This is a genomic window from Streptomyces sp. TRM49041 (assembly GCF_008271805.1).
GTDB lineage: Bacteria > Actinomycetota > Actinomycetes > Streptomycetales > Streptomycetaceae > Streptomyces.
Genome location: NZ_VSRY01000166.1, coordinates 46594 through 55303, shown reverse-complemented (window position 1 = coordinate 55303; position 8710 = coordinate 46594). Strand labels below are relative to the sequence as shown.

Below are 8710 nucleotides of genomic sequence, written 5' to 3'. Positions count from 1 at the left end.
CGGAGCGTCGTACGCGGTGTGTCAGCCGTGCTTGGCGCGGGAGGCCGCGCGGGCGCGCTCACGCGCGTCCAGGTTCACCTTGCGGATGCGGACGGCCTCCGGGGTCACCTCGACGCACTCGTCGTCGCGGCAGAACTCCAGGGACTGCTCCAGCGACAGCTTCCGCGGCGGGACGATCGACTCGGACACGTCGGCGGTCGACGACCGCATGTTGGTGAGCTTCTTCTCCTTGGTGATGTTGACGTCCATGTCGTCGGAGCGGGAGTTCTCACCGACGATCATGCCCTCGTACACCTCGGTGCCCGGCTCCACGAAGAGCACACCGCGCTCCTGGAGATTGGTCATCGCGAAGGCGGTGACCGCGCCGGAGCGGTCGGCGACCAGCGAGCCGTTGTTACGGGTCGTCAGCGTACCGAACCACGGCTCGTGGCCCTCGTGGATGGAGTGGGCGATGCCCGTGCCGCGGGTCTGCGTCAGGAACTCCGTCCGGAAGCCGATGAGGCCGCGGGACGGCACCACGAACTCCATACGGACCCAGCCCGAGCCGTGGTTGGACATGTTGTCCATGCGGCCCTTGCGGACGCCCATGAGCTGCGTCACGGCGCCCATGTGCTCCTCCGGCACGTCGATGGTCATGCGCTCGACCGGCTCGTGGACCTTGCCGTCGACCTCCTTGGTGACCACCTGCGGCTTGCCGATGGTCAGCTCGAAGCCCTCCCGGCGCATGGTCTCGACGAGGATGGCCAGCGCCAGCTCACCGCGGCCCTGCACCTCCCAGGCGTCGGGGCGCTCGGTCTCCAGGACGCGGAGCGAGACGTTACCGATGAGCTCGCGGTCCAGGCGGTCCTTCACCTGGCGCGCGGTGACCTTGCGGTCCTTCACCGCGGCCTTGGCGTCGGCGCCCTTGCCGGTGCCGCCGCGGCCGACCAGGGGCGAGGTGTTCGTACCGATGGTCATCGAGATGGCCGGCTCGTCGACCGTGATCAGCGGCAGCGCGACCGGGTTCTCCGGGTCGGCCAGCGTCTCGCCGATCATGATGTCGGGGATACCGGCGACGGCGCAGATGTCGCCGGGGGCGGCCTTCTCGGCCGGCTTGCGGGTGAGCGCCTCCGTCATCATCAGCTCGGAGATGCGGACGTTCTGCACGGAGCCGTCGCGCTTCATCCACGCGACGGTCTGGCCCTTCTTCAGCTCGCCCTGCTGCACACGGAGCAGCGCGATACGGCCGAGGAAGTTGTCCGCGTCGAGGTTGGTGACGTGGGCCTGGAGCGGCGCCTCCTCGTCGTACACGGGGGCCGGGATGTGCTCCAGGATGGTGGAGAAGAACGGCTCCAGGTTGGTGGAGTCGGCGGGGACCGTGCCGTCCTCCGGCTTGGTCAGCGAGGCCACGCCGTCACGGCCGCAGGCGTAGACGATCGGGAACTCGATCTGGTCCTCGTCGGCGTCGAGGTCCAGGAACAGGTCGTACGTCTCGTTGACGACCTCGTCGATCCGGGCGTCCGGGCGGTCGGTCTTGTTGATGCAGAGGATGACCGGCATCCGCTGCTGCAGGGCCTTGCGCAGCACGAAGCGGGTCTGCGGCAGCGGACCCTCGGAGGCGTCCACGAGGAGCACGACGCCGTCCACCATCGACAGACCGCGCTCGACCTCGCCGCCGAAGTCGGCGTGGCCGGGGGTGTCGATGATGTTGATGGTGATCGGGGACCCGCCGTCCTTGGGGTGATACTTCACCGCCGTGTTCTTGGCGAGGATCGTGATGCCCTTCTCACGCTCCAGGTCGTTCGAGTCCATCATTCGGTCGTCGACCGAGTCGAGCTGGTGGGCGGCGAAGGCACCCGCCTGCTTGAGCATGGCGTCGACGATGGTCGTCTTGCCGTGGTCGACGTGGGCGACGATGGCGACGTTACGGATGTCGTGGCGCGTGGGCATGGGTGGCTGGCGCTTCTCTCGGATCGTGGGTGCGGCGTCTCTTTTTCCTCAGTACGCCCGCCGGGCGGACGCGCCACGGCTGTGTCCCATGGTACGGGGCGGCCGCGCACTCGGCCTCCGCGGCATGATCGTGCCCGTCGGCGGGGCCGGCGGGCAACGGATCTGAGCCCTTTCTGAGCTTGTTCTCTCCGGCTTCGCCGGGGCTTCACCCCTTCTTCGGCGCGGCGAATCCGATGCTCTCGTAGCGGGGCGTCGCGAAGCCGAAGGCACCGGCGTTGACCACGTTCTTCCTGACCGCCACCAGCTCGGGCCGCTGGAAGAGCGGGATGGAGCCGGCCGCCGCCCAGATGCGGGCGTCGGCCCGGCGCACCAGGTCGCGGGCCGCCTTCTCGTCGAGCTCGGCGGCGGCCTGCTCGAAGAGCTGGTCGATGTGGTCCGTGCCGACCCGGGTGTAGTTCTGCTCCACCAGCAGCGAGCCGTCGGTGGCGGGCTCCGGCTTGGCGAAGATCGGCCGCCCGTCGGTGGCCGGGTAGGCCGTGCCGGGCCACGAGTACAGGGCCAGGTCGTAGTCGCCGGAGGCGATGTGGTCCTTGAAGAAGCTGTCGTCCGGGACCTTGGTGATCTCGGTGCGGACACCGATCCGGTCCAGCATCCGGGCGATCTTCTCGCCGACGGTCCGCAGGGCCTCCGAGCCGGGGCCCGAGGGGAGGACGAAGCGGAGGGCCAGCGGCTGGCCGTCCTTGCCGAGGGGGCCGGCCGCGGGACCCTGCGCGGCGGGGCTCGTGGGGGCCGCGGGGGCCGCGGTGCCGACGGGGGCGTAGGCGCCGGCGACGCTGCCCTGGGCGTTGGGCTGGTCCGTGGCGTCGGTGTCCTTCCCGGCGCCCGTCTTGTCGCTCTGGTCGTCGGTGAGCGCGGCCGTGAGCGCCCTGGCCTGGCCGAGTACGAGACTGCTGTGGACGGCCGCGGCCGGGGCGGGCGCGAGGATGTGGGTGCCCGGCGTGCGATCGGCGCCGGGCTTGTCGTCACCGACGATGTACAGGCCGTCGTCGGAGGGCCGGTCGGTCGCCTTCGCCCCGGCGGCGGCGCTCGCGGCCTTGGACGGGGAGGCGGCGGCCGCGGCGGACGGGGAGGCGGCCTTGGAGGGGGTGCCGGACGCCCCGGCGCCGGCCTCGGCGGCCTCCGACGGCGCGGCGCTCTCGCGGGCGCCGGCCTTCGTCCAGCCCGCGTCGGCCAGCAGAGCCAGGGCCTCCTCGGTGTCCTGGCTGCCGAGGGCGCCGCTGCTGTCCGCGTAGGCGTGCTGCCCGGCCAGCGCCAGGTGGGAGCCGACCGGTTCGGCCGGGAGCCCCAGCGGGGCGAGGACGGCCTCCGCCAGTTCGCGGCGGTCCAGGGCGCGGGCCACAGCCCGGCGTACCCGCTCGTCGGCGAGGGGCCCGGACTCGCCGTTCAGGGCGAGCTGCGTGTACGCGGGCTCCAGGCTCTTGCGGACGGCGTAGCCGCGCAGGGCCTGCTGCTCGGCCGCGTACGCGGCGATCGCCTCCCGGCGGCGCTGTCGGGCGGCGCGCGTCTCGGCGGCCTTGGCCGCGTCGGAGCCGTACGCGACGGCCCAGGACTTCAGGGCGGCCGACGGGGTCAGGTCGGCGACGGAGCCGTGGCCGGCGGGCTGCCCCTGGGCGCCCTTCTCGCCCGCGCGTGCGGCGCGGGCGATGCGGTCGGCGACGGAGGGGTCGACCGCGGCGATGTCGACCGTGTTCTTGATGAGCGCGGTGGCCCGCTGCGCTCGCGGGACGGCGTGCAGGACCAGGCGGTCCAGCTTGGCGGGCTCTCCCCACCAGCGGGGGTTGCGGACGAGTGTCGCGGTGCCCGCCTTGGTGTCGATCGTCTTCAGCCGGAACGGTCCTGCCGACTGGGTGAGATTGGTGCGCGCGCCGTCGTTGAACGTGTTCGGCGACCCCATGACCTCCTTGGGGTACAGCGGCGAGAACAGGGACTTCCAGTCGGCGTACTGCTTGCCGAAGGTGACCTGCACCTCCAGGTCGGTCGCGCCGCGCTCGATCTTCTCGATGCGCTCGTACCCGGCGTTCCGGGCGGTCCAGTACGCGCTGTTCTTGCCGCGCAGGGCCCGCCACTGGGCGACGAAGTCGGGGGCGCCGATCTCGCGGCCGTCGCTCCACACGGCCTGCTGGTGGAGCTTGTACAGGACGACCTGCCTCGGCTCACGCTCGACGATCTCGGCGGACTCCAGATAGTCGCCGTTGAGCTGGGGTCTGCCCCGCTCGTCGAGGGTGAACAGGGTGGGGAGTACGGCTCCGGTGATCCGGGCGGTGGCGGCGTCCGCATCGGCCTGGAAGGCGTTGAGGGTGGTGGGCAGCGCGTCGACCGCCCAGCGCAGGGAGCCGCCGTCCGCGACCTGGGCCCGGGGGGCGGAGGCGATGTCCGCGGGTACGGCCCTGGCGCTGGTCCCCTCGTCCCCGGAGGCGCAGCCTGCGAGTAGGGAGACGGCGAGCGCCCCACTGGTGAGGAGCGCGGCGGACCGGAGTACGCGGACGCCGACGTGGGACATGACTTGTACCTCTTCGTCCGGTTTTCTGGAATTTGGAGATGATCACACCTATTGCCCATACACTGAAAAACATGGGACGGGTGTGGCGTCGGCGACACGACGAGACGGCCGCCAAAGCCCACCCGTACGGCCCAACGTGTCCGGAACGGCGCGCGCGGAAGAGTGGAATCCGTGCACGCCGCTTCACAAGGAGGGAGCCGGCACGCGACACTCTCAGGCGCGTGTTTGCCACCCGCGATCGCGGAAGTGAGGGCAACAGATGTCGCTTCAGGACGATTTGACCGCCGTCAAGCGCTGCCTCGACGACCTGGTCCGCTCGGTCGGACAGCTGGAACGGGACCTCGCCCAGGAGAAGCAGCGGACGGGCGAGAGGCCCACCGCCGCACCGGGCCGCCCGGAGAACCTGGTGACCATCCCCGACACCCCGTACGACGCCTCGCTGTGGCGGGACTCCGACGACGAGGGCCTGGGAGCCCGGGACCGGCACGCTCCGTGACCGCCGCCTGACCGCCGTCCGACCGCTGTACGACCGCCGTCCGACCGCTGCACGACGGCCGTCCGACCGCTGTCCGACGGCCGTCGCGGTCCGTCAGACCGGCCCCCTCCCCCAGGAGACCCCCGTCACCCTCGGAGACCTCGTTGGCCACAGGTACCGAACCACCCTCCATCGACCCGGGCCGGGGCGGCGTCCACAGCGCCACACGCGCCGCCATCGCGCCCCGCCATCTGCGGACCGACCGGTGGTGGCTCCCGCCCGCCGCCACGGCCGCCGGACTGCTCGCCTTCATCGTCTACTCGACGTGGCGGGCCTTCGCGAACAGCGACTACTACGCGGCGCCCTACGTCTCGCCGTTCTACTCGCCCTGCCTCTCCGAGAACTGCGTCCCGATGAAGGCGGGCCCCAACTGGGAGATCTTCGGCAGCTGGTGGGGCCTCTCCCCCGCCCTGCTGATCCTGGTCTTCCCGCTCGGCTTCCGGCTGACCTGCTACTACTACCGCAAGGCCTACTACCGGGGCTTCTGGGCCTCGCCCCCGGCCTGCGCCGTCGCCGAACCGCACAGCCGGTACACCGGCGAGACCCGCCTCCCGCTCGTCCTGCAGAACAGCCACCGGTACTTCTTCTACGCCGCGGTGGTGGTCGCCGGCATCCTCACGTACGACACCGTGCTCGGCTTCCGCGACGCCTCCTATGAGTGGGGCCACATGGGCCTCGGGACGGTCGTCTTCCTCGTCAACATCGTGCTGATCTGGGCGTACACCATCTCCTGCCACTCGTGCCGGCACATCGTCGGCGGCAGGCTGAAGAACTTCTCGACGCATCCGGTCCGGTACCGGATGTGGACCTGGGTCGGCCGTCTGAACGCCCGCCACATGCAGCTGGCGTGGGCGTCGCTGCTGAGCGTGGCGTTTGCCGACTTCTACGTGTATCTGCTCGCGACGGGCGTCTTCGACGATCCCCGGCTCTTTTGACACCGTTAAGGAGAAGGTGCCTGATGACGCAGGCCGACCGGCAGGAATGGGACGTCGTCGTGGTCGGTGCGGGCGGCGCCGGGCTGCGCGCCGCCATCGAGGCCCGCGAGCGGGGCGCCCGTACGGCCGTCATCTGCAAGTCGCTGTTCGGCAAGGCGCACACGGTGATGGCCGAGGGCGGTATCGCGGCCGCCATGGGCAATGTGAACGCGGGCGACAACTGGCAGGTCCACTTCCGCGACACCATGCGCGGCGGGAAGTTCCTGAACCAGTGGCGGATGGCGGAGCTGCACGCGCGCGAGGCGCCCGACCGGGTGTGGGAGCTGGAGACATGGGGCGCGCTGTTCGACCGTACGGAGGACGGGCGGATCTCGCAGCGCAACTTCGGCGGCCACGAGTATCCACGCCTCGCGCACGTCGGTGACCGGACGGGCCTGGAGCTGATCCGTACGCTCCAGCAGAAGACCGTGTCCCTCCAGCAGGAGGACTTCGAGGAGTACGGGGACTACGAGGCCCGGCTGAAGGTCTTCCAGGAGTGCACGGTCACGCGGATCCTGAAGTCCCCGGACGGCGGGGTCTCGGGTGTCTTCTGCTACGACCGCGAGTCCGGCCGCTTCTTCGTGCTGGAGGCCCCGGCGGTCGTCCTCGCGACGGGCGGGATCGGCAAGTCGTTCAAGGTGACGTCCAACTCGTGGGAGTACACGGGCGACGGGCACGCGCTGGCGCTGCTCGCGGGGGCGCCGCTGCTGAACATGGAGTTCGTGCAGTTCCACCCGACCGGCATGGTCTGGCCGCCGTCGGTGAAGGGCATCCTCGTCACCGAGTCGGTGCGCGGCGACGGCGGGGTGCTGAAGAACTCCGAGGGCAAGCGGTTCATGTTCGACTACGTCCCGGACGTCTTCAAGGAGAAATACGCGGAGTCCGAGGAGGAGGGCGACCGCTGGTACGACGACCCGGACAACAACCGGCGCCCACCCGAGCTGCTGCCCCGCGACGAGGTCGCGCGCGCGATCAACGCCGAGGTGAAGGCGGGACGCGGCTCCCCGCACGGCGGGGTGTTCCTGGACGTGTCGAGCCGGCTCCCGGCGGAGGAGATCCGGCGGCGGCTGCCGTCGATGTACCACCAGTTCAAGGAGCTGGCGGACGTCGACATCACGGCGGAGCCCATGGAGGTCGGCCCGACCTGCCACTACGTGATGGGCGGCGTCGCCGTGGAGTCGGACACCGCGGCGGCGGTCGGCGTGCCGGGGCTGTTCGCGGCGGGTGAGGTCGCGGGCGGCATGCACGGCTCGAACCGACTGGGCGGCAACTCGCTCTCCGACCTGCTGGTCTTCGGCCGCAGGGCGGGCCTCCACGCGGCGGAGTACGCGCAGGGGCTCGCAGTGCGCCCGGCGGCGGACGCGGCCCAGGTGGACGAGGCGGCGCGGGAGGCGCTGCGCCCGTTCGGCACGGACGAGACGGTGGTGGCCGCGGGTGCTGGAGGCCCCGGAGGCCCCGGAGGCCCCGGAGGCCCCGGGGAGAACCCGTACACCGTCCACCAGGAGCTCCAGCAGGCCATGAACGACCTGGTGGGCATCATCCGGCGCGCCGAGGAGATGGAGCGGGCCCTGGAGAAGCTGGCCGAGCTGCGGCAGCGGGCGGCGCGGGCGGTCGTCGAGGGCCACCGGCAGTTCAACCCTGGCTGGCACCTCGCGCTGGACCTGCGGAACATGCTGCTGGTGAGCGAATGCGTGGCGCGGGCGGCGCTGGAGCGCACGGAGAGCCGGGGCGGGCACACACGGGAGGACCACCCGTCGATGGACCGTGCCTGGCGCCGGGTGAACCTCCTCTGCCGCCTGGCGGCCCCGCCCGGGCCCGGGATCGCCCTGGAGAGGACGACGACGGAGCCTGTCCGACCGGACCTGCTGGGCCTCTTCGACAAGGAGGAGCTGGTCAAGTACCTCGCCGAGGAGGAGCTGCACTCATGACGTCGTACGAGGCCCACTTCAAGGTGTGGCGCGGGGATGCGCGAGGCGGCGCCCTGCGGGACTTCTCGGTGGAGGTGAACGACGGCGAGGTCGTCCTGGACATCATCCACAGGCTCCAGGCGACCCAGACCCCCGACCTGGCGGTCCGCTGGAACTGCAAGGCCGGCAAGTGCGGCTCGTGCAGCGCGGAGATCAACGGACGGCCGCGGCTGATGTGTATGACGCGGATGTCGGTGTTCACCCGCGAGGAGGTCGTCACGGTGACGCCGCTGCGGGCGTTCCCGGTGGTGCGGGACCTGGTGACGGACGTGTCGTACAACTACACGAAGGCCCGGGAGATCCCCTCGTTCGTACCGCCGCCCGGGGTCGAGGCGGGCGACTACCGCATGCGCCAGATGGACGTGGGCCGCTCGCAGGAGTTCCGCAAGTGCATCGAGTGCTTCCTGTGCCAGGACACGTGCCATGTGGTGCGCGACCACGAGGAGAACAAGACGTCCTTCGCGGGCCCGCGCTTCCTGATGCGTATCGCGGAACTGGACATGCACCCCCTGGACGCGGCCGAGGAGACCGGCCTGGACCGAAAGCGCACGGCCCAGGAGGAGCACGGCCTCGGCTACTGCAACATCACCAAGTGCTGCACGGAGGTCTGCCCCGAACAGATCAAGATCACCGACAACGCCCTGATCCCCCTGAAGGAACGCGCGGTCGACCGCAAGTACGACCCCTTGGTCTGGCTCGGCGACAAGATCCGCCGCCGGACGTGACGGCCCGCTGCCCGCTGCCC

The 8710-nt window shown here is 70.9% G+C and carries 6 protein-coding genes; 4 read left to right on the top strand and 2 right to left on the bottom strand.

What is annotated here, in order from left to right; translation table 11 throughout:
* Positions 1-21: 21 nt before the first annotated feature.
* Positions 22-1929 (bottom strand): translational GTPase TypA, encoded by a 1908-nt coding sequence (gene typA, locus FVS66_RS29135; protein ID WP_149184236.1) that lies wholly within the window; start codon positions 1927-1929, stop codon positions 22-24.
* A 205-nt stretch (positions 1930-2134) separates the two neighbouring features.
* Positions 2135-4489, bottom strand: coding sequence for an ABC transporter family substrate-binding protein (locus tag FVS66_RS29130; protein WP_149184235.1), 2355 nt, complete (start codon positions 4487-4489; stop codon positions 2135-2137).
* A 259-nt stretch (positions 4490-4748) separates the two neighbouring features.
* On the opposite strand from FVS66_RS29130, the gene FVS66_RS29125 reads away from it, so the two are divergent.
* The 4 genes from FVS66_RS29125 (at position 4749) to FVS66_RS29110 (ending at position 8690) form a co-directional block, all read left to right on the top strand.
* Positions 4749-4985 carry a hypothetical protein gene (locus FVS66_RS29125; protein ID WP_149184234.1) on the top strand — a complete coding sequence of 79 codons (237 nt, stop codon included), beginning with the start codon at positions 4749-4751 and terminating at the stop codon, positions 4983-4985.
* A 143-nt stretch (positions 4986-5128) separates the two neighbouring features.
* The gene (locus FVS66_RS29120; RefSeq protein ID WP_149184233.1) at positions 5129-5959 is read left to right on the top strand and encodes a hypothetical protein; all 831 of its coding nucleotides are present in this window, start codon (positions 5129-5131) and stop codon (positions 5957-5959) included.
* Between the two features lie 23 nt (positions 5960-5982).
* Positions 5983-7926, top strand: a complete 1944-nt coding sequence (locus tag FVS66_RS29115) for a fumarate reductase/succinate dehydrogenase flavoprotein subunit (protein WP_149184232.1) — start codon at positions 5983-5985, stop codon at positions 7924-7926.
* On the top strand, positions 7923-8690 hold the full coding sequence (locus FVS66_RS29110) for a succinate dehydrogenase/fumarate reductase iron-sulfur subunit (RefSeq protein WP_149184231.1): 768 nt from the start codon (positions 7923-7925) through the stop codon (positions 8688-8690). Before FVS66_RS29115 ends, FVS66_RS29110 begins: the two co-directional genes overlap by 4 nt.
* Positions 8691-8710: the final 20 nt, after the last annotated feature.